The organism is Vibrio sp. 2134-1 (genome assembly GCF_033339495.1).
In genome coordinates this window covers 48,828-69,986 of sequence record NZ_JAWOUS010000013.1, presented here as the reverse complement: position 1 = coordinate 69,986, position 21,159 = coordinate 48,828, and the positions used below count along the sequence as shown (strand labels likewise).

At 44.4% G+C, this 21,159-nt stretch carries 17 protein-coding genes; 4 read left to right on the top strand and 13 right to left on the bottom strand.

The window, feature by feature from the left end; genetic code table 11:
- Positions 1 to 154: 154 nt before the first annotated feature.
- Together R7R78_RS15220 and R7R78_RS15215 are read left to right on the top strand one after the other, a co-directional pair.
- Positions 155 to 583 carry an HIT family protein gene (locus R7R78_RS15220; RefSeq protein WP_005446436.1) on the top strand — a complete coding sequence of 143 codons (429 nt, stop codon included), beginning with the start codon at positions 155 to 157 and terminating at the stop codon, positions 581 to 583.
- Positions 584 to 733: 150 nt separating this feature from the next.
- On the top strand, positions 734 to 1,255 hold the full coding sequence (locus R7R78_RS15215) for a YqhA family protein (protein ID WP_042523163.1): 522 nt from the start codon (positions 734 to 736) through the stop codon (positions 1,253 to 1,255).
- Positions 1,256 to 1,363: 108 nt separating this feature from the next.
- On the opposite strand, the gene R7R78_RS15210 is transcribed toward R7R78_RS15215, so the two are convergent.
- The 5 genes from R7R78_RS15210 to znuA all read right to left on the bottom strand — a co-directional run bounded on the left by R7R78_RS15210 (position 1,364) and on the right by znuA (position 9,395).
- Positions 1,364 to 1,594, bottom strand: coding sequence for a FeoC-like transcriptional regulator (locus R7R78_RS15210; protein ID WP_005382192.1), 231 nt, complete (start codon positions 1,592 to 1,594; stop codon positions 1,364 to 1,366).
- A complete protein-coding gene (gene feoB, locus R7R78_RS15205; RefSeq protein WP_225473942.1) occupies positions 1,591 to 3,867 on the bottom strand; it encodes a Fe(2+) transporter permease subunit FeoB in 2,277 nt (758 codons plus the stop codon). Before feoB ends, R7R78_RS15210 begins: the two co-directional genes overlap by 4 nt.
- Positions 3,867 to 4,094, bottom strand: coding sequence for a FeoA family protein (locus tag R7R78_RS15200; protein ID WP_005382190.1), 228 nt, complete (start codon positions 4,092 to 4,094; stop codon positions 3,867 to 3,869). The genes feoB and R7R78_RS15200 overlap by 1 nt, the downstream gene beginning before the upstream one ends.
- 833 nt (positions 4,095 to 4,927) lie before the next feature.
- Positions 4,928 to 8,305, bottom strand: coding sequence for an AraC family transcriptional regulator (locus tag R7R78_RS15195; protein WP_225473940.1), 3,378 nt, complete (start codon positions 8,303 to 8,305; stop codon positions 4,928 to 4,930).
- Between the two features lie 202 nt (positions 8,306 to 8,507).
- Positions 8,508 to 9,395, bottom strand: coding sequence for a zinc ABC transporter substrate-binding protein ZnuA (znuA, locus tag R7R78_RS15190; RefSeq protein WP_033906913.1), 888 nt, complete (start codon positions 9,393 to 9,395; stop codon positions 8,508 to 8,510).
- A gap of 78 nt (positions 9,396 to 9,473) precedes the next feature.
- Here znuA and znuC point away from each other — a divergent pair, with 78 nt between their 5' ends.
- Together znuC and znuB are read left to right on the top strand one after the other, a co-directional pair.
- Positions 9,474 to 10,262 carry a zinc ABC transporter ATP-binding protein ZnuC gene (gene znuC, locus R7R78_RS15185; protein WP_225473938.1) on the top strand — a complete coding sequence of 263 codons (789 nt, stop codon included), beginning with the start codon at positions 9,474 to 9,476 and terminating at the stop codon, positions 10,260 to 10,262.
- Complete coding sequence (znuB, locus tag R7R78_RS15180; RefSeq protein ID WP_005382183.1) at positions 10,255 to 11,040, top strand: zinc ABC transporter permease subunit ZnuB; 786 nt, start codon at positions 10,255 to 10,257, stop codon at positions 11,038 to 11,040. Before znuC ends, znuB begins: the two co-directional genes overlap by 8 nt.
- A gap of 119 nt (positions 11,041 to 11,159) precedes the next feature.
- On the opposite strand, the gene sucD is transcribed toward znuB, so the two are convergent.
- From sucD to sdhC, 8 genes are all read right to left on the bottom strand, one after another.
- Positions 11,160 to 12,032 (bottom strand): succinate--CoA ligase subunit alpha, encoded by an 873-nt coding sequence (sucD, locus tag R7R78_RS15175; RefSeq protein ID WP_005382181.1) that lies wholly within the window; start codon positions 12,030 to 12,032, stop codon positions 11,160 to 11,162.
- Positions 12,032 to 13,198 carry an ADP-forming succinate--CoA ligase subunit beta gene (gene sucC / locus R7R78_RS15170; RefSeq protein WP_225473936.1) on the bottom strand — a complete coding sequence of 389 codons (1,167 nt, stop codon included), beginning with the start codon at positions 13,196 to 13,198 and terminating at the stop codon, positions 12,032 to 12,034. The genes sucD and sucC overlap by 1 nt, the downstream gene beginning before the upstream one ends.
- Before the next feature lie 213 nt (positions 13,199 to 13,411).
- Entirely contained in the window at positions 13,412 to 14,620 is a 1,209-nt protein-coding gene (gene odhB / locus R7R78_RS15165) for a 2-oxoglutarate dehydrogenase complex dihydrolipoyllysine-residue succinyltransferase (protein WP_005382177.1), read from the bottom strand.
- 28 nt (positions 14,621 to 14,648) lie between these two features.
- Entirely contained in the window at positions 14,649 to 17,474 is a 2,826-nt protein-coding gene (sucA, locus tag R7R78_RS15160) for a 2-oxoglutarate dehydrogenase E1 component (RefSeq protein WP_005382176.1), read from the bottom strand.
- A 171-nt stretch (positions 17,475 to 17,645) separates the two neighbouring features.
- On the bottom strand, positions 17,646 to 18,356 hold the full coding sequence (locus R7R78_RS15155) for a succinate dehydrogenase iron-sulfur subunit (protein WP_005382174.1): 711 nt from the start codon (positions 18,354 to 18,356) through the stop codon (positions 17,646 to 17,648).
- Between the two features lie 15 nt (positions 18,357 to 18,371).
- Positions 18,372 to 20,138, bottom strand: coding sequence for a succinate dehydrogenase flavoprotein subunit (gene sdhA / locus R7R78_RS15150; RefSeq protein ID WP_005382172.1), 1,767 nt, complete (start codon positions 20,136 to 20,138; stop codon positions 18,372 to 18,374).
- Positions 20,139 to 20,483, bottom strand: a complete 345-nt coding sequence (gene sdhD / locus R7R78_RS15145; RefSeq protein ID WP_005382169.1) for a succinate dehydrogenase, hydrophobic membrane anchor protein — start codon at positions 20,481 to 20,483, stop codon at positions 20,139 to 20,141.
- A complete protein-coding gene (gene sdhC, locus R7R78_RS15140) occupies positions 20,477 to 20,869 on the bottom strand; it encodes a succinate dehydrogenase cytochrome b556 subunit (RefSeq protein WP_017634811.1) in 393 nt (130 codons plus the stop codon). Before sdhC ends, sdhD begins: the two co-directional genes overlap by 7 nt.
- Positions 20,870 to 21,159 lie beyond the last annotated feature (290 nt).

Below are 21,159 nucleotides of genomic sequence, written 5' to 3'. Positions count from 1 at the left end.
CGAGAATCGAGAATCGAGAATCGAGAATCGAGAATCGAGAATCGAGAATCGAGAATCGAGAATCGATATGATTTCAAAAGGTTGGCGTGAAAGCGTCAACCTTTTGTTTTATCTGGCGTATACTGATGTCATTCAATTCAAATCGGATAATATAATGAGTTTTGAACTGCACCCTCAATTGGCAAAAGACACTACCGTTATCGGTCACTTCCCACTGTGTGTGGCACTTCTGCATAAAGACAATGCCGTGCCATGGGTTATTTTGGTACCTAAACGTGCAAACCTAAAAGAGCTTCACCACTTGCCAATGAAAGAACAGCAACAGTTTTTGCTAGAATCTCAGGCAGTAAGCCAAGCACTGGAAGCAACATTCCGTCCAGACAAGTTAAACCTTGGCGCACTAGGTAACATGGTGCCACAGCTGCACATTCACCATATTGCTCGCTTCAAAGATGACGTCGCATGGCCGGGACCGGTTTGGGGTAACACCAAAGGTGAATTCCGTACAGAAGAAGAGCAAAACGAATTACTTGGTCGCATTAAAAACGTGTTGTCACTGAGCTCTATTTTCCAAAAAGCATAAGAACTGCAAGCGAAAATAATTCGCCTTTGAATACGGCTGAAATAGACAGAGAAAGATTAATACGTATTTGTAACAATCTTTCTCATTTTTCTGGGATTATCACTAAAATAAAACTTGTTTAGACTACCAGCTCAGTTAGAGAGGGTCATCATGAAACAAGTCTTCAACACATTCCGATACGTCAGCTGGATCGCCATCATCTGTTCCATGGCTGCTTCATTCTTGCTTTTTCTTATGGGTGCAGCAAAAACCTATTCGGCATTTGCGGTCTTCATTCTCAATCAAACACCTCCAGAAGCACTCGCACATTTAGATAAAGCAGACATCGCGATCGCTTATTTGATCAAGTCACTGGATACGTTTCTTGTCGCACTAGTTTTGTTCATCTTTGCTCACGGCATCTACACACTATTTATTTCCAACAAAGCTAAAGCGAAAACACAAGAGCAGTCGGTTTTGCATTGGATCAGAACCCCGAACATCGGCCATCTAAAAAACATTTTGGCTGAAGTCATCATCGTGATCTTGTTTGTGAAGTTCTTAGAGCTCGTGCTGATTAACTTCGACAGCTTAGATTGGACGATCTTAACATTACCTATTTCGATTTTAGTTTTAAGTCTTGGTTTGAAGTTCCTAGGGTTAGGCGCGACTAAACACTCTGAAGAACATTAATTTCGCTGTATTCACAAACAATAACCAGCAAAATAAAAGCCGCATCATTGCTGATGCGGCTTTGTCGTTTTTACGTGATAATTTTTAGGTGACTAATTTTGATAGTCGCTACATGGTGACTGTCAGAGACAAACCATCTTGTTTAGTCACTGAGTAGCGAACACGAGTCACGTCATGAGCTTTATTAGTGTCGACTAGGCGGCTAATTTTGCCCTTCTTAATCCACACGTTTAACATCGCGTCGGCGCCATCTTCACTCATCCCAAACTGTTTAGCCAGATCTGACTGGGAGACGGTTCCTTTGTCTGCAATGTATTGATAAAGCTCTTTTAAAATCATGCTACTTGCGCCTCTAATGCACCGTTTTGTTTCTTACCAACTTGTTTGAACACACGGTAGGTACCAAAGAAGATAGCAACGATCACAGCCATCCAAATGCCACTTGTCACTGGGCTATCTGCGAAATGCGTCAATTGGTTGTAGAACGTCGCACATAGGTAAGCCAAGCCCATTGTCCAAACCGCAATAAAGCGTGCGAACTTATGACCAAACTCACGTACGTAAGCCCCCATCGCCGCCACACAAGGTGTGTACAGTAGGATAAAGATTAGGTAAGCAAATGCGGCATTGCCAGAAGCAAACTGAGATTTAATGTTACCGAAGATAGAAGCATCGACTTCTTGTTCTTCGGCAACGGCATTTGAGTCAGTTAAGTCACCCACTTCAATGCCTAGTGGATCTGAGTAGCTCAAACCGGCTAGGTTTTCAGGGATACTCATTACTGCCTCTTCTAGGCTGCCCATTAGATCAAATTCTGCGTCTTCACCGTCGCTTGGCGTAGTGTATAGACTGTTCAGCGTACCAACTACCGCCTCTTTTGCGAAGATACCAGTAATGATACCTACCGTCGCTGGCCAGTTGTCTTCTTGAACACCGATTGGTGAGAATACTGGAGTCACTACTTGCGCTGCTTTAGAAAGCACAGAGTTTTCGCTGTCTTCGTTACCAAAACTGCCATCAGTACCCAATGAGTTGAAGAAACTCAGAATAGCAACAACGATAACGATGGTTTTACCTGCACCAAGTACAAAGCGCTTTAGCTTTTGCCAAGTTTTGATCACCACGTTTTGTAGCGTCGGAAGTTCGTAATCAGGCATTTCCATTACTAGGCTGTCACTGCTACCTGGGTAAAGCGTGTGCTTAAGGAAAAGACCTGTGAAGATCGCTGCTACAATACCAAGTAGGTAAAGTGCGAATACAATGTTCTGACCAGAACCAGGGAAGAATGCTGCAGCGAATAGTGCGTATACAGGCAGACGAGCACCGCATGACATAAATGGCGCCATAGATGCAGCCAGTTTACGCTCACGTTCTTGGTCTAGAGTACGAGTCGCCATGATTGATGGTACGTTACAGCCAAAACCAAGAACCAACGGTACAAATGCTTTGCCCGGTAGACCGATCTTCTGCATCACTTTATCTAGTACGAATGCTGCGCGAGCCATGTAACCTGAGCTCTCAAGTACCGCTAGGAACAGGTACAAACACGCGATAACCGGAATGAAGGTTGCAACCGTCTGGATACCACCACCGATACCATCAGCAAGAACCGTCACTAACCACACAGGCAAATGACCGTCTAACAAGTGGTGACCACCATCAACCAACAATGCGCCCACACCAATGTCAAAAAAGTCGATAAATGCACTACCGATGTTAATCGAGAACATAAACATCAGGTACATAACAACAAAGAAGAAAGGAATTCCAATCCACTTGTTCAAAATAAACTGGTCGAGTCTTTCAGTCAAACTACGACTTAACTTGCCTTCGCTTCGGCGAACTTTTTTACACTGTTCATGCAGATGCGTGTACTTAGTATCCGCGACATGCAAATCGATATCCAAATCTAACGTCGTAATGACTTCCAAGACTTTGCTTCGATCAATATCAGAAAGACTATTGAGCACCATTGTGTCTTTTTCAAGCGCACGAATCGCTAGTGCACGATGAGCGACGGTTTGGTCGTTAAAAAGTGCGGAAACCGTTTGAATTGCCGACTCCATCTTCTCACCATAATGCAAAGACAATTCTTTAAGTGGCACTCCTTGAACGATGGATTTATGGAGCTTTTCTTTAAACTCTGCCACTTGAGTTTTATTGGTTGCAGATAAACTGACAACCGGACAACCTAACGTTTTCTCAAGCTCTGCAACGTTAATCATCTGACGTTCACGCTTTAGCGCATCCATCTTGTTGAGGACAACAATCATAGGGCGACCAAGTTCGCGAAGTTGCAGCGTCATATATAAGCTGCGCTCTAAACTTGTAGCATCCACCACGTTAATAATGAGATCAGCAGGATGAGTTAGAACCGCACGCGATGCGATGGATTCATCAATACTATTACTATCATTACCACTGTCTAATGAGTAAATACCCGGAAGGTCAGTGAGCAAAAACTCATCCCCAGCATGCTTGAATTGTCCCGTTTTCTTTTCAACCGTGACGCCTGCCCAGTTACCAACTTGCTGTTTTGCGCCAGTTAAACCATTAAATAGCGTCGTTTTACCACTATTAGGGTTACCTACAGTTAGCACTTGATATTGCATTACACTCGCTCCACTTCAATTTTCTGAGCAATTGTTTCTCGCAATGCGACAGACACACCACGGACTTCGACTTGTAAAGGATCGCCCATTGGCGCACGTCGAATCACTTTGACTTCTGTATTGGGAAGCAGCCCCATTACCATGAGTTTCTTTCTGATATCTGATGAAAGACCATCTAACAACCGAATCGTCACCGTATCGCCAGGATTAATCTCTGATAACTTCATAGTGGCCCTTAAGAGTATTGCTAATGAGAAATATTATTATTTAATAAGTTTAGGTTGCCAATATTACTCCCCTATACCCCTTCAATCCTTGTGTGAAATCAAAGATTCCGTAAATGTTTTCACGCTTTCAAACGTTAACTTCGTAAATTTCCTCTCGTTATTTACGTCAAAATTAACATTTAAAAATGACACCTAACGAAACAAAAATGTCACAAACCAAGATAGAAAACAAAAAATGCAAATTAAAACAATTGGTTAAGTAAAAAACCAAACGTTGTCGCTTTTCTCATATAAACATGGCGTTATTTTTATAAGAAAAATAAGTAACCTCTCGTATAGTTACTCCACCGAGAGGGCAACCTCTCTAATAAATTCCAGAGGTGGCATGGCAACATGTCACTCCGGCAGCAAGCGAAGGTGTCCTTGACACCCGTGGTATAGTCCCCCCGGCTATACCACGATATTTTTTTTCACCTCTTTCAAAACTTCTTTACCTTATTCATCTTTTCAACACAGTTTTCGTTTTCACGAATGTCGCACACCATCATTCACCCAAATGAACAACGCTCTTTTGATACAGCAATACAACTGTCATTTATTTGTTGCAACTATCAATAAATCATTCTCTTGAAGCCATTTATGCTTATTGCTATGAACATCGCGACTAACAGATAGAACGTGATCGTGCTTACGTGTTGAGAATGGATTTGTAGGCTAGATGTGATGAAGAAACAATGAAACTCACTGCGTTAGCAACTGCAGCAATAATAGAGCACTGCATGCAGCTCCCCAGCATCTTAACTATTAACTAGGGAGCGTATAATGAAGGTTTTCTAGTTAATTTCTTGGCTTTCTTGAGTCAAAGCAAACTTGGACGGGGGCAAACCAAAATGTAGCTTAAACTTTTGGCTAAAGTAAGATGGATCATTAAAGCCACAGTTAAAGGCGACTTCACTGATTTTCTCACCCGCTAATAACTGTTCACACGCCGTTTCCAAACGCACCTCTGTGACATAGTCTTTTAACGTTCTTGACGAGGCAGATTTAAAACGTCTCTGCAAAGAACGTTCAGACATATACAGCATTTTAGCGGCTGACGCAGTGCCAAATTCAGGATCATGGTAATGCTCTGCCACTAATTGATAGACTTTTTGCAACCACTCTTTCTCTGGTGTGACTTGATCTTCTGCAATAGTTACAGGATTGAATTCTTGCTGCGGTTCATCCAAATAACTCCTTTCCTTCGCAGATGGCCATGTGATCTCGACTTTGTTCTGAGCATCAGAAGAGAAGACAGCCAAATAACCACCACTCGTTGTCACTAGTTGGGCAAGGTGGTCAATACTCAACTCAGAGTGATTTAAGTTAGATGGAAGCCCAGTCGCGACTTTATTAGGTAATTGCGTCCCGTAATCAAGAAAGCTCAATGACACAATATCATGCCCCTTTTCTAGCATAATTCTAACCGTTTGACCCCGGAAAGAGCGCTTGATGATATTGGCAAAAATGCTATTGAAAATAACATCAAGATTAAAACTTTCCAGAGCAACCCGGCTCTGCTTGCTCTCATCTTCTAGCTCTACCAAAATACCCGCTTTTGCAAAGTCATCTTGCCATACATCAACCACTGACTGAGTTATCTGACTCAAGTTGTAGTTCTGGCTCCCACCACTTACATCACTTGGAACACTTTTGAGTTCATTTAACTGCCAATTCGTTTTAGCCAAATGATCCTCTGTCGCAGTATCCAGAGGCATAGGTAGTTTCGCCACAATAAAGTCGACGCTTGATTTTATGGATAGAGCTACATGGTCTACGAGTAGGTTTCTAACTTGAATCTGTTTACGTAATTGCTGGTTGCTCGTAAGCAACACTCTACTTTGATGTCTTAACTGATTCGTTTTGAGGGTCACTTGAGCTGCTAGATCACGGTTAGCCTGTACAACGTAGCGCGAGCGCCAGAATACGAGTACTGCAACGACCGCAATACTAGCTACGACAAAGCCTAAAATAGCAAATCGCGATAGATACCAAGGATGAAGGACGATAAAGTGAGATTCTAAACCAACGACTCCAGCGGCAACTTGAGACTCATTACTGACCTGCAAGTGATATTCACCGGAACTAAGGTGCTCGAGTGTCAGTTGGCCCCCCTCTAACGTTTGCCATGGGTCATCGTTGTTCAATCGATAGTACAAGTTTTGACTGTCTGGTTTTGGCATCACACCGAATAAAAAACTCAGCGAAGATCCATATGGCAGTGTGAGCCCATTCAGATCGGCACTACCAACTTGCAGAACTTCATTTTCAAGCACAACTTGGCTAACAATAAACTTAGACTCTGGGGGATTAGATACAAGCAGCTTGGATGCTTCTGCTTTTACGAGTCCGTACTTCGACCCCAGAACAAGCTCTCGCTCACCAATTTCTGTCTGCTGTATAACGCTACAAATACCAGGGAGGAACTCATTGTTCATTAAGCCTGATGACGATGAGTAATGTTTCACTAACTCACCCGAAAGGTGGTAATAGCCTAAACCGACAGAGGAAGCTAACCATACACCTTGCCTGTCTCTGATCAAGCAAGCAGGTCTGGCGTTGGGCTCACTCATTTCAACAACACGTTTTTCATCGCTTCGTGTATCAGTTTTAAACACACCATAAGATGAAGCAAACCACTGGCTGCCATCAACCGCCGTGGTCATGTCTAATGATTCACCAAACTTTTCTGAAAAACGGATAAACTGGATGTTGTCATTACTGTATTGGTATACGCCATGATCGGTGCCTATTAATAGGGCGTCTTCAGTATCATATAGGCGCGTAACCTTAGCAGGCAAATACTGACTTACCAGCCACTCACTTCCAAAGTTTCGTACGCTTTGTGCAGCAGTATCAACATTGTAAAGATGGTATCCGCTTGATACCCAAAGACGGTCATCACCATCAACGGTCACATGCTCTACGGCATGTCCGGCCATAACCTGTAAATAAGGAAATGTAATCTTGTTGAGACCATTTAGCTCAAATATTTCCAGCCCTTTTAAGGTTGCAAGCCAAAGCATGCCGTTTTGAAACGCAAATTCATTGATCTGCGACTCCAACTCTAAGACTTGGTTAATCCCACTCTTTCCTGAACGATAAATCTTTCGGTCATCAGCAAACCAAAGCGCACCATCAGGACCTTCAATAGTTTGCCGAATTCGTCCTGATAGGGTGTGTGAGTCATAACTACTAAAGGTCACTCGTTCAAATTTTTTACTAAATAGCGAGTAATAACGAATACCTTGGTTAGTCGCAATCCACATCCCTCCCATATTGTCACTCAACAACGAATAAATCTTCGTGTTATCTAACTCTAACTCAAGAAAACTTGCAGGCGCGACTTCGGTGACCTCACCTGAAAAAAATGAGTACAAATAAAGGCCATGCTCTGTCCCCACCCAATACTCTTGATTTGTCTCTGCGAATGTCAAAACATGTGAGCCGCCAATTCTAATCACTTCTTTATCAGGCTGGTAAATGTTGAAAATTAAAGCGCCACGCAATGTACCTATCAAAATTTCTCTTCGCGTGTGTGAATAATAGACTTTCTCAATGTAGTTTTGACCTGAGGCAGCGACATGGTCAAACTTATCACCTTCAGAAAGATAGAAGCCGGAAGTCGTTGCTAGTGCCCACTTCGTTTCAACTAGCACCGCATCATTAATGTAAACGTAGCTATTATTACTATGTTGATAGAGCTGCAATAGAGAGAAAGAGTTTAACTCGCTAGTGTCGATATTGTAGGTATAGAAATGCGCGCCATCACTCACCCAAATATAGTTCTTTGAAGACCCTATTTTTCTTATTTGTGAGCCTGGATTTAAACTAAAGACTAAACGTCGCTCCTGATTTGGATAAGTTCGATAGACCTCATTTTCAATAAAGGTCCAAAAAGCACCTTTATGATAGGCCAACTGCTTGGCCGACGTTTGTAGGAAGCTACCTGATTTAGGCAATATAGTTTGACCATCGTAAAACAGGACTCTCCCGTGTACGTCATGAATCCACAAACCGCCCTTTTCACCCAAGAACAACTTTTTAGCCGCGATAAAAGTACCCTTTGCCTGAGTTGGCAAAGGGTAAAAGATTGCATTTGCATTATGAAGCGCAAATGCTTGGTAGGATAAGACGAAGCCCAACAGAGCAAGGGCTAATTGGCGTAGCAAGACGAAAACCTTTTGTATCAATTTGTGCTCTGAAAGTGACCGTTCATCGTTTGTAAAACATGGATTGATACGGTTATTTTGAGCTGATAATTATTGGTAATGATATCTCAATTACTTTCTGAGAAAAGGCTCGACTTACCAAAGGTTGTAATTCTTACTACTGGATCACGTTAAAAAGACTACTCCTACATTACGACAGCACTTAATCTGACTTTTTGTTCAAGCATTGCTCAAAACTATTCGCCATATTGTTGAGAAAAGTAAAGTAACTGCCAGGTTTTGCTTCAATTGTACTCCCTAACGGGTCAAGCTCGCCTTTAGCGACATCACTGCCTCTCATTACGCTCTGAACGACAGCCGGGGTAAACTGAGGTTCAGAAAATACACAAGCCACATCTCCACCACTTAGCTTTTGACGAATTTGAATTAAGGTCTTCGCTCCTGGCTTGCGTTCTGGGCTCACAGTAAAATGCCCCATTTGATTTAGTTCATAACGATCTTCGAAATAACCGTAAGCATCATGGAATACAAAGTAACCTTTGTTTTTTACTGGTGCCAGCTTCTGCTTTATCTGTTGGTCAGTGTCTTTTAGCTCGAGTTCAAACTTTTTGAGGTTCGCTTGATATTGAGCTGCATTTTCCGGATCAAGTGATACAAGTTGATTCACAACAGCCTTGGCCACTTGTTGTGCTTGGCTTACACCTAGCCAAAAGTGCGGATCATGTGAGCCATGATCGTGCCCATCATGGTCATGGTTGTGCTCACTATCAAATTCACGCAATTCTAGATTTGGAATTTGACTAATAGTCAAAGTATTCGATCTATCCGAAACAACTTTCTCTAGAAACGGTTCAAGATCATGTCCGTACCAGATAACCAAATCAGCCGAAGCGACCTTTTTAACATCCGATGGACGCAAAGCATAGTCATGGGGTGATGTGTTAGACTGCAATAGCACGTCTGGTGAAGTTACTCCTTGAGTAAGCTCTGTTACTAACAACTGAATAGGTTTGATACTCGTCAGTACCGTTACCGCCTGTGCTGGCAGTGTTAACATTGCTGAGGCAGCAAGAATTAATGCTCTTTTCATAGTTTTACTTGGGATATGGCGTGGAAAGTGAGATAATGTTACATTATAACATTATTGATTTGCAAATGAGTTTCATTCATGTCTTCCTTAGTCCATCTTGAGCAGTTATGCGTCGAGTTCGATGGCCGCAGAGTTCTCGATAACATTAGTATGGAATTAGAAAAGGGCAAAATAACTACCCTAATTGGTCCCAATGGAGCGGGAAAATCAACGTTAGTCAAAGTTATCTTAGGTCTTCAAAAGCCGACTAGCGGCAAGTTGAACCGACAAAGAAAACTGAAAATTGGTTACGTTCCTCAAAAGTTGAAGCTCAATGACTCCCTTCCATTGAATGTAAACCGCTTCCTAAATTTAGCAGGAAAATACAGTAAGCAGGAGTGCATTGATGCATTAAGGCTTGTTGGCGCTGAACATTTACTTAATAGTAATATGCATCGCTTATCCGGTGGTGAAAACCAACGAGTGTTACTGGCGCGCGCTCTGCTTCAGCGTCCTCAGCTGTTGGTATTAGACGAACCAGCTCAGGGTGTGGATATCCAAGGTCAAATCGATCTCTATGACTTAATTGAGAGCATTCGTCACCGCTTTGATTGTGGCGTATTTATGGTGTCGCATGACTTACATTTAGTGATGGCGAAAACGGACGATGTTATTTGTCTGCATCACCATGTTTGCTGCTCAGGTTCACCTGCCACTATTACTCAGCACCCTTCTTACATCGCACTATTTGGCAATGCTGCGAGAGAGTCTCTCGCGTTTTATCATCACGACCATGAGCACCATCATCACGATTTATCCGGAACGCCAGTAAGCGGTGATGCGACATCATGCTCCCACCATAAACACGGACATCACCATCATGATTGAGTTTCTCCTACCTTCTATTCTTGCTGGTATTGGTATTGCGATCATTGCCGGTCCACTTGGGTCATTTGTCGTTTGGCGTAAAATGGCTTACTTCGGAGATACCCTAGCTCATGCATCGTTAATGGGCCTAGCGCTGGGCTTCTTGCTCAACGTAAATCTCTACCTTGCGCTACTCGTCTGCTGTTTAGCTCTGGCCGTTTTGCTTGTCACTCTGCAAAAGCAACAACTTGTGGCTACAGACACGTTGTTAGGTATCTTGGCACACAGTGCACTCTCTATCGGTTTAGTATCGGTTAGCTTTTTGGAAAACGTGCGCGTCGATTTAATGAGCTACCTATTTGGGGACTTACTTGCCGTCTCTCCACAAGATCTGATGTTTATTTACGCAGGTGTTGTTGCGGTGAGTGCGTGTTTGTACGTCTTCTGGCGCCCACTGCTTTCTAGCACTGTTAGTGAAGAACTTGCCGCTGTTGAGGGCGTGAATACAGACTTAGTTCGATTGGTGTTAATGCTAATGGTGGGTGTAGTAATCGCAGTAGGTATGAAGTTCGTTGGCGCGTTGATCATGACTTCGCTCCTAATTATCCCAGCCGCAACAGCACGTAAAGTCTCTTCATCACCAGAGCAAATGGCATTGTTCGCATCCATTATTGGCTCTGTGGCAGTACTGATGGGGCTTAGCCTATCATGGCACTTCGATACACCGGCCGGCCCTTCCGTAGTGATCAGCGCAACATCCTTATTTATGCTGAGCCAGCTGATTAAAAGCAAAGCATAATCGCATTGAGTATTAAACGCGAAAGACCTTGCTAACAACAAACATAAACCCACGGGAACGGAAAAAGAAAAGCCTGCGAAGTCGCAGGCTTTTTAATACTTATTAAGTAGTGTGGTCGATTACCAACCCGTCACTTCACGTAGACCTTGGCCGATCTCTGCTAGAGATTTCACAGTTTTAACGCCAGCCGCTTCTAGTGCAGCAAATTTGTCTTCAGCAGTACCTTTACCACCAGAGATAATCGCACCAGCATGGCCCATACGCTTACCAGGAGGTGCAGTTACACCAGCAATGTAAGAAACCACTGGCTTCGTTACATTTTCTTTAATGTATGCTGCTGCTTCTTCTTCTGCAGTACCACCGATCTCACCGATCATAACGATCGCTTCTGTCTCAGGGTCTTCTTGGAACAGTTTTAGGATATCAATGAAGTTTGAACCCGGGATTGGGTCACCACCGATACCAACACAAGTAGACTGGCCGAAACCTTCGTCAGTGGTTTGTTTAACTGCTTCGTAAGTTAGAGTACCGCTACGAGATACGATACCTACTTTGCCTTTCTTGTGAATGTGACCAGGCATGATACCGATCTTACACTCATCAGGAGTGATAACGCCCGGACAGTTAGGACCAATCATGCGAACGCCAGTTTCTTCTAGCTTCACTTTTACGTCGATCATATCTGTAGTAGGGATACCTTCAGTAATCGTTACGATTAGCTCGATACCCGCGTCAATCGCTTCTAGGATTGCATCTTTACAGAAAGGTGCTGGTACGTAGATGACTGTCGCTGTTGCACCAGTCGCTTCTACTGCTTCACGAACTGTGTTGAATACAGGAAGACCTAGGTGAGTTTGGCCGCCTTTACCTGGAGACACACCACCAACCATTTGCGTACCGTATGCGATAGCTTGCTCTGAGTGGAAAGTACCTTGACCACCAGTGAACCCCTGACAGATTACTTTAGTGTCTTTGTTAATTAATACAGACATTATTTAGCCTCCGCAGCAACAACAACTTTCTGAGCAGCATCAGTTAGCGACTCAGCAGCAATGATATCAACATCAGAATTAGCAAGAACTTCGCGACCTAGGTCAGCGTTAGTACCTTCAAGACGAACAACAACAGGTACGCTTACGCCTACCTCTTTAACCGCACCGATAATACCTTCTGCGATCATGTCACAACGTACAATACCACCGAAGATGTTAACAAGTACCGCTTTCACATTGTCATCAGATAGGATGATCTTGAATGCTTCAGCAACACGCTCTTTCGTCGCGCCGCCACCTACATCTAAGAAGTTAGCTGGTTTGCCGCCGTGTAGGTTTACGATATCCATCGTACCCATTGCTAGGCCTGCACCGTTAACCATACAGCCAACGTTACCGTCTAGTGCTACGTAGTTCAGCTCCCACTGAGCTGCGTGTGCTTCACGCTCATCTTCTTGTGAAGGATCGTGCATTTCACGAAGCTTAGGCTGACGATACAGTGCGTTTGAGTCGATGTTGATCTTACCGTCAAGACATAGCAAGTTGCCTTCGCCAGTAATCACAAGTGGGTTGATCTCTAGCAGAGCAAGATCGTACTGAGAGAACATAGTGCCAAGACCCATAAAGATCTTAACGAATTGTTTGATTTGGTCGCCTTCAAGACCAAGTTTGAACGCTAGCTCACGACCTTGGTAAGCTTGTGGACCTACTAGTGGGTCAATTGCTGCTTTGTGGATGAGTTCCGGCGTTTCTTCCGCAACTTTTTCAATTTCCACACCACCTTCGGTAGAAGCCATGAAAACGATCTTACGGCTAGCACGGTCAACTACCGCACCTAGGTATAGTTCGTTCGCAATATTTGAAGCTTCTTCAACAAGGATTTTTGTTACTGGCTGACCATTTGCGTCTGTTTGGTAAGTCACTAGGTTTTTACCTAACCACTTCTGTGCAAACTCTTTAACGCCTTCTTTTGTATCGTGTAGCTCTACGCCACCCGCTTTACCACGGCCACCAGCGTGAACCTGACATTTAACTACTTTCTTGGCTGTACTAATACGGCCTGCGGCTTCAAAAGCTTCTTGTGGTGTATCACACGCGTAGCCTTCTGGCACAGGCAAACCGAATTCTGCAAACAGCTGTTTGGCTTGGTATTCATGCAAATTCATTTCGATATTCCGTTTGTTTTTCCCTTAAGGGATTTATTATTTCCATAACGCTGCAGTCTTGGCTGCTTGTACGTCTGTAGGGTCTTCTCAAATCAATCCTTCATCATGAGTTCTCATACTGAAGGATTCAAATGAAGGCCAAACGTTGAGCTAGTCTAGCCATTGAAATTTTTAACGTCTAGCTACCTACGATAACTAGACGTTTTAGCGATATTAAACGTCTAATAGGAGACGTGCTGGGTCCTCTAGTAACTCTTTAATCGTTACTAGGAAACCAACTGATTCACGACCGTCAATTAGGCGGTGATCGTAAGATAACGCTAGGTACATCATCGGCAAGATTTCAACTTTGCCATCCACTGCCATCGGACGCTCTTGGATCTTATGCATACCAAGAATCGCTGATTGAGGTGGGTTGATGATTGGTGTAGACATTAGTGAACCGAACACACCACCGTTTGTGATAGTGAAGTTACCGCCCATTAGCTCGTCTACCGTTAGCTTGCCATCACGACCTTTAATAGCCAGCTCTTTGATGCCTTTTTCAACATCAGCGAAACCAAGCTTGTCACAGTCTTTTAGGACAGGTGTAACTAGACCACGTGGCGTTGATACCGCCATGCTAATGTCGAAGTAGTTGTGGTAAACAATGTCATCGCCATCAATCGAAGCATTTACTTCTGGGTAACGCTTAAGCGCTTCTGTTACTGCTTTCACGTAGAAAGACATGAAGCCCAAACGAATACCGTGACGCTCTTCGAACTGATCTTTGTACTGCTTACGAAGGTCCATGATTGGTTTCATGTTCACTTCGTTAAACGTCGTTAGCATTGCCGTGTTGTTCTTCGCTTCTAGCAGACGGTTAGCAACTGTCTTACGAAGGCGAGTCATTGGAACACGCTTCTGACTGCGAGCCGCTGCCGGCACGTCAACCACTGCTGGCGAGTCTTCTTTTGACGCAGATTTAGCGTTCGCAAGATGCGCTTCAATATCTTCGCGCGTAATACGACCACCAACACCAGTGCCTTTCACTTGGCTTGCTTCTAAGCCATGTTCAGCCAATAAACGGCGCACTGCTGGGCTTAATGCGTCATTACTTTCTTCGCTAAGCGCAGCTTTGTGACGCTTATCAGGAGATGCTTCAGTACCTTCTGTTTTGTCTGCAGTTGGTTCACCTGCAACTGCGCCTGGCTTCAATTTAGCAATGATTTGTTTAGAAAGTACTGTCGCACCTTCTGCTTCAACAATAGCTTCTAAAACGCCAGCTTCCGGAGCTGGAACTTCTAGCACAACTTTGTCTGTTTCGATGTCAACCAAAACCTCGTCACGCTCTACTGCGTCGCCTGGTTGTTTGTGCCATGTCGCTACGGTTGCATCAGCAACTGATTCAGGTAAATCTGGAACCAGAATTTCAATTGTCATATCTGTTTCTTCCTTTAACTTCTAGTTCTTAATTCGAAGTTTTTGAGTTCACGTTCAGAGCGTCTTCAACCAACGCTTTTTGTTGTTTCAAGTGCACCGACATGTAGCCAACTGCTGGCGAAGCAGAAGCTGGGCGACCTGCGTATTTAAGATTTGCACCTGCAGGAATAGCGGCACGGAAGTTATGTTGGCTACAGTACCAAGCACCTTGGTTCTGAGGTTCTTCCTGACACCACACGAAGTCTTCAACGTTAGTGTATTGAGCAATTGCTGCTTGTACTTCTTCCATTGGGAATGGGTAAAGCTGTTCAATACGCACGATAGCAACATCGTCTTGCTCGTTGTTACGGCGCTGCTCTAGTAGGTCAAAGTAAACCTTACCAGCACAGAACACGACACGTTTCACTTTGCTTGGTTCTAAATCATCTACTTCTGGAATTGCAGATTGGAATGTACCATCCGCCAAGTCTTCAATCGTTGAAGTACATAGAGGGTGGCGCAGCAAAGATTTCGGCGACATAACAATGAGAGGTCGACGCATTGGGCGTACAACCTGACGACGAATCATGTGGTACACCTGAGCCGGTGTTGAAGGAACCACAACCTGCATATTTTGCTCAGCACAAAGCTGAAGGTAACGCTCTAAACGTGCAGATGAGTGCTCAGGACCTTGACCTTCATAACCATGAGGTAGAAGCATAGTAAGACCGCACAAACGCGCCCACTTTTGCTCGCCTGACGAGATAAACTGGTCGATAACAACTTGTGCACCGTTGGCAAAATCACCAAACTGTGCTTCCCAGATAGTTAAACCACCTGGTTCGGCTGTTGCGTAACCGTATTCAAACGCCAACACTGCTTCTTCTGACAATACTGAGTCAAAGACTTGGAATGGCCCTTGGTTGTCATGAATATTCGCTAATGGAATGTAAGTGCTTGCATCGGTTTGGTTATGAAGAACCGAGTGACGGTGGAAGAAAGTACCACGACCCGAGTCCTGACCAGAAAGACGAATACGCTTGCCATCGTCAACCAATGTAGCATACGCCAATGTTTCAGCCATACCCCAGTCAATGGCTTTTTCACCGGTCATCATTGCTAGACGATCGTTGTATAGCTTATTAACACGGCTTTGCAGTTTATGGCTTTCTGGGTACTGACACAGACGATTGCCTAGCTCAATAAGGCGTGTCTTGTCGTATTTTGAATCCCACTCCATATCCCATTCGTGCCCTAAGTAAGGGGACCAGTCTACAGAGTGCAACGCCATTGGACGCCATTCTTTAACAACCACTTCACCGCGATCTAATGCATCGCGATACTCATTGACTAACTGAGTCGCTGTCTCGATATCTGATTCATTTTTATCGATCAGAACATCTGCATACAATTTGCGTGGTGTAGGATGCTTTTTGATTTTCTGGTACATCAAAGGCTGAGTCGCATTTGGCTCATCCGCCTCATTGTGGCCGTGGCGACGGTAACATACAAGATCAATCACGACATCGCGCTTGAACTCGTTACGGTAATCCAATGCAATGCGAGTAACAAAAGCAACTGCTTCTGGGTCATCTGCATTTACATGGAAAATTGGCGCCTGCACCATCTTCGCGATATCGGTACAGTACATCGTAGAACGCGTGTCACGAGGATTAGACGTCGTAAAGCCTACTTGGTTGTTGATGACGATACGTACCGTACCACCAACTTGGAACCCACGAGCAAGAGACATGTTGAACGTTTCGGCAACCACACCCTGACCAGCGATTGCAGAATCACCGTGGATGGTGATAGGAAGCACTTTGCTACCTTGATTATCACCCAAGCGATCTTGACGTGCTCGAACTGAGCCCATGACTACTGGGTTTACGATTTCTAGGTGCGACGGGTTAAATGCAAGTGCTAAGTGAACATCACCGCCAGGAGTCGCAAAATCAGCAGAGAAACCTTGGTGATATTTCACATCACCCGTACCCCAAGTTTCGTCGTGTTTACCGGCGAACTCATCAAACAGGTCTTGAGGTTTCTTACCAAGTACGTTCACCAGCATGTTCAAACGACCGCGGTGAGCCATACCGATAACCACTTCACGCATTCCACTTGTACCCGCATGACGGATCAACTCTTTCGTCATCGGAATCAGCGCATCACCACCTTCTAAAGAGAAACGTTTTGCACCTGGGAATTTCGCCCCGAGGTAACGCTCCAAACCTTCAGCGGCTGTTAGCTCTTCTAGGAATGTGCGCTTCTCATCTTTGTTGAATGATGGCTGGCCTACGACAGACTCAAGGCGTTGCTGAATCCAACGCTTTTGCTCTGTGTCAGTCATGTGCATGTATTCAGCACCGATGGAACCGCAATAAGTTTTGTTGAGGGCTTCATAGATATCTTTCAACTTCATGGTTTCTTGCCCAACAGCAAAAGAACCTACGTTGAAAGTTTCTTCGAAGTCATCTTCGGTAAGATTATGAAAAGCAGGGTCTAACTCCGCCACTGTTGGGCGTTGCCATAGACCTAGTGGGTCTAATTCTGCAGCTTCATGCCCGCGGAAACGGTATGCGTTGATTAGCTGTAGAACTTTTACTTGTTTTGCATCGACATCTGGGTCACTAACTTGGACATTGTAATGCTTTGTTTCTCTAGCGAGTCGTCGGAAGTAGTCACGGACACGTGAATGTGGTTGTTCTGCCACTTCTTCTGATGGCTTAGGCAAGCCTTCAAAAACACGTTTCCACTCCTCACTTACCAGATCGGGATCACTTAGATACAGTTCGTAGAGGTCCTCTACATACGTTGCATTGGCGCCAGCCAAGTGTGAAGACTCGAGCCATGCCTTCATCACGCCGTTGTGCATATTTTCCCTTAACCAGTAGTTTTCACGTTTGCTTCGGTCTTTGCCGAGCTATAAGAGCCGACTAAAAATACGGTCGGCAATTTTTGTATTCTTTACTCGAATATTACTGAAGCAGTGAAGCGGTCATATCGGGTGATCCGCAACACTGCGACATTCCTAAGAGCGAGTAAATTAAACCGAACGATTAACCAACATCGACTTAATGTGACCGATGGCTTTCGTCGGATTTAATCCCTTAGGACAAACACTTACACAATTCATGATGCCATGGCAACGAAAAACGCTAAATGCATCATCAAGATCAGACAAACGTTCATCTGTTGCCGTATCGCGGCTATCAATTAGCCAACGGTACGCTGCGAGAAGACCAGCTGGGCCGATGAATTTATCAGGGTTCCACCAGAATGATGGGCAAGACGTTGTACAACATGCACACATGATACATTCGTACAATCCATCTAAATGCGCACGATCATCAGGCGATTGTAGGTTCTCACGTGATGGTGGTAATGCACCATCATCAATCAAGAATGGTTTAACTTTCGCATAGTTATCATAGAACTGCGTCATGTCAACGATAAGATCGCGCACGACAGGTAACCCTGGTAGTGGACGAATAACTATCTTATCGCCTTGTAGAGCAGATAACGGTGTGATACACGCTAGGCCGTTTTTACCATTCATATTCAAACCATCAGAACCACATACCCCTTCACGGCATGAGCGACGAAACGCGATGCTTGGATCTTGCTCTTTTAGCAGAATCAATGCATCAAGCACCATCATGTCTGAGCCTTCGTCTACCTCAAGGGTATACTCTTTCATGTAAGGCTTGGTATCCACATCCGGATTGTAACGGTATAAAGAGAAGTTTAATTTCATAGTCGTATCCTCCCTTTAGTATGTACGTACTTTCGGCGGGAAAGCTTCACGATGCGTTGGCGTCATGTTCACATCACGCTTAGTCATCGCTTCTGTTTCCGGATTGTAGATAGAGTGGCATAGCCAGTTCTCATCATCACGCTCAGGGAAATCGAAACGAGCATGTGCGCCACGACTCTCTGTACGGTAGTTTGCTGCAACGGCAGTTGAAAACGCGGTTTCCATCAGGTTATCAAGTTCTAGACACTCAATACGCTGCGTGTTGAACTCTGAAGACTTGTCCGCTAGATGCGCATCTTTCAAACGTTCGCGAATCACTTTCAACTCTTCTAGACCGGTTGCCATCGCATCGCCTTCACGGAATACCGAGAAGCTGTTTTGCATGCATGCTTGTAGGTCTTTACGAATCTGAACTGGATCTTCACCACCAGTGCTGTTTTCCCAACGCATAGTACGCGCTAGAGACGCTTCAATATCAGATTCTGTTGCAGGACGAGCTTCTGCTTGCGCTGCTAGCGTTTCGCCAAGGTGCAAGCCAGTAGCACGACCAAATACGACCAAGTCTAGTAATGAGTTGCCGCCCAGACGGTTAGCACCGTGTACCGATACAGAAGCAATCTCACCACATGCGTAAAGGCCTTGTACTTCCATCTCGCTACCGTCGGCCTTCTGCTTAATTGCTTGGCCAGAGACTTGAGTAGGTACACCACCCATCATGTAGTGACAAGTTGGAATTACTGGAATTGGCTCTTTCACAGGGTCAACGTGTGCAAATGTACGAGACAGTTCACAGATACCTGGTAGACGTGATTCAAGTACTTCTTTACCAAGGTGATCAAGTTTCAACTTGATATGTGGACCCCAAGGACCATCACAGCCGCGGCCTTCACGAATTTCAATCATCATTGAACGAGCAACCACGTCACGACCAGCAAGGTCTTTCGCGTTTGGTGCGTAGCGCTCCATGAAGCGTTCACCATCTTTATTTAGAAGGTAACCACCTTCACCACGACAACCTTCCGTCACTAGAACACCCGCGCCAGCAATACCTGTTGGGTGGAACTGCCACATTTCCATGTCTTGCATTGGAACGCCTGCGCGAAGTGCCATACCAACGCCATCACCCGTGTTGATGTGCGCGTTAGTGGTCGATGCGTAAATACGACCTGCACCACCTGTAGCTAGAATGGTTGCTTTTGATTTGAAGTAACAGATTTCACCCGTTTCCATACAAATCGCAGTACAACCCATGATTGCGCCGTCTTGGTTTTTCACAAGATCCAAAGCGTACCACTCCGAGAAGATGGTTGTTTTGTGTTTTACGTTTTGCTGGTAAAGCGTGTGAAGAAGTGCGTGACCAGTACGGTCTGCAGCAGCGGCTGTACGAGCAGCCTGCTCACCACCAAACTCTTTAGATTGACCACCGAATGGACGTTGGTAGATGGTACCGTTATCAAAACGAGAGAATGGAAGACCCATTTTTTCAAGCTCGATAACTGACTCAGGACCATTTTTACACATGTATTCAATCGCGTTCTGGTCACCGATGTAGTCGGAACCTTTAACGGTATCGTACATGTGCCATTGCCAATCGTCTTTGTGCGAGTTACCCAGAGCAACAGTAATGCCACCCTGTGCAGACACAGTATGAGAACGTGTTGGAAATACTTTTGACAACAAAGCACATGATAGGCCTTGTTCTGAAATTTGTAGTGCAGCGCGCATACCTGCACCACCAGCGCCGATTACTACGGCATCAAACTCACGAACTGGAATAGACACTTACGCACCCCACAGAATAAATAGACCAGAGAAGACATAGCCGAATAGCACGGCAATAACACCAAGTTGTAGTGCGCCACGTAGTTTCGCGCACTTAATGTAATCAGTTAATACCTGCCACAAACCAACCCAAGCGTGAATCAGGATCGAGACAAGTGCCAACATGGTGAATACTTTAGTGAAGGTACCACCAAAGAATTGGGTCCAAGATGCGTAAGAGATATCTGAAAATGCACAGAAGCTAATCAGATAAATCGTGTATAGCGTCATAATGATTGCAGTTGCACGAATTAGTAGGAAATCGTGTACACCATTACGACCAAATGAAGATACGTGTTTTACCATACCAAGATCCCCGCCAATAATGATAATACTGCTGTTGCACCAAACGCGACTTTAGCGCTCATCGTGCCTGAATCTAGTTCTTCAAAGTGACCTAGATCCATCAATAAGTGACGGATACCACCTGCGATGTGGTAGGCAAGTGCAGTAAGAATTCCCCACAGGATGAATTTTACGAAGAAGCTATCGACGATGTCAGCGGCTTCCATAAAACCCATTGGGGATGACAGAGAAATGGATAGTAACCACAGTAATATACCCACCGCAACAAACGTAATTACCCCAGACACACGGTGTAGGATGGATGCGATTGCTGTGATAGGAAAGTGGATGGTCTGTAAATCTAAATTAACAGGTCTTGACTTTCTTTCTTTCACGGGCTTGCTCACTCAGCTCCATTGAGCATTTATTGTTATAACCAATTTCAGCTTCCAAACGTACAAAAGTTAACATCTATTTAACAAATATCGCGAGTAACCACCCAGATAATTGTAAACAATTTGTTAACAAACGGAATCCAGCAACAAACCTCACACTTTGTTTCTAGCCCCGAATTTATAAGGATTTAACTAAAATTTTCTTTGCCAATATACGGCGAGCAACATTCTAATACAATTGGTGTAACAAATTATGCTACATAGAACAGATTTTTAACGATTTTCATGAGAAAAATCATAAC